Below are 1,588 nucleotides of genomic sequence, written 5' to 3'. Positions count from 1 at the left end.
ACTTGTTGGATTTCTCGCGGACCCTGCGCGGCGCGTATCCCTGCCGCGGGATCTTCGAAGACTTCATGGAGTCGGCCCCGCGGGCAGCGCGGCGAGCACGACGGCGAGCGGCACCGCCAGCAGCCGGACGGGCACAGTGAGCACGGTGTTGCCTCCCGAGGAGTGGAGCCGGGCACCACCTTCTCCCCGATCGGACGTCAGAAGTCGCCGGTGGCACGGAGATCGGCGACAATTCACCCCGCAATTCCCCCGTGCGGAGGACGCCGACGGCGCGGTGCCGCGACACCGCCGGCCCCGGGCGGTGAGAGTGGCACCACCCTCACCCCCGGGAGCCGCCATGCCGCCGCGTCCGTCCCGCCGGCTCTTCCTGGGCGGCCTCGGTGCGCTGACCCTGACCGCCGCGGCACGGCCCGCCACGGCCGCCGCCGGGCCGCCGCCGCGGCGGCTGCGCGGCGTCTGGATCGCGACGGTCGACCACATCGACTGGCCCCCCGCACCCGGCCTCCCCGAGGCGCAGCTGCGCGCCGCGTACGACGACCTGCTCGACGCCGCGGCGGCAACCGGCGCCAACGCGGTGTTCGTGCAGGTCCGGCCGACCGCGGACGCCTTCTGGCCCTCCCGGTACGAGCCCTGGTCGCAGTGGCTGACCGGCGTCCAGGGGCAGGACCCGGGCTGGGACCCGATGCGCTTCCTGGTCGACGCCGCACACGCCCGCGGCCTCGCCTTCCACGCCTGGTTCAACCCGTACCGGATCGCCCAGCACGACGACCCCGCACGGCTCGCCGCCCACCACCCGGCCCGCCGCCACCCCGAGTGGACGGTCTCCTACGGCGGGCGCCTCTACTACGACCCCGGCGTCCCCGCCGCCCGCGCCTTCGTCGAACAGGCGATCCTGGACGCGGTGGCCCGCTACCAGGTCGACGGCGTCCACCTCGACGACTACTTCTACCCCTACCCCGCCGCCGGCCGGCCCTTCCCCGACGACGCCTCCTTCACCGCGTACGGCGCCGGCGCCACCGACCGGGCGGCCTGGCGGCGGCGCAACGTCGACCAGCTGATCCGCGAACTGCGCGACCTGGTACGGGCGGTGCGGCCCGAGGCGGCCTTCGGTGTCAGCCCGTTCGGCATCTGGCGCAACGCCGCGACCGACCCGCGGGGCTCGGCCACCGCCGCCTTCCAGTCCTACGACGGGCTGTACGCCGACTCGCTGGGCTGGGTGCAGGACGGCCTGCTCGACTACGTCGCCCCGCAGCTGTACTGGCACCTCGGCCACCCGCAGGCCGACTACGCGGCCCTCGCCCGCTGGTGGGCCGCGCAGACCGCCGCCCGGGACACCCTGCTCTGGACCGGCCAGGCCGCCTACCGCGCCGGCGCCGCGGGCGAGGCCCCCGCCTGGCAGGACCCGGCCGAACTCTCCCGCCACCTCGACCTGGACGCCACGCTGCCGCAGATCGGCGGCCAGATCCTGTTCAGCGCCCGCAACGTCCGCACCGACCCGATCGGCGCCGTCGCCCGGCTCACCGCCGACCACTGGCACCGCCCCGCCCTGCCCCCGCTGCTGCCACGGCTCGCCGGCGGCACTCCCCCG

The 1,588-nt window shown here is 75.9% G+C and carries 1 protein-coding gene; it reads left to right on the top strand.

The window, feature by feature from the left end:
• Positions 1-337: 337 nt before the first annotated feature.
• The coding region (locus ABZ641_RS36670) for a family 10 glycosylhydrolase (RefSeq protein ID WP_359988870.1) at positions 338-1,588 on the top strand (1,251 nt) is incomplete at its 3' end.

It is taken from the genome of Kitasatospora sp. NPDC007106, assembly GCF_040634455.1.
Lineage (GTDB): Bacteria > Actinomycetota > Actinomycetes > Streptomycetales > Streptomycetaceae > Kitasatospora > Kitasatospora arboriphila.
This window is presented reverse-complemented; position numbering and strand designations above follow the sequence as displayed.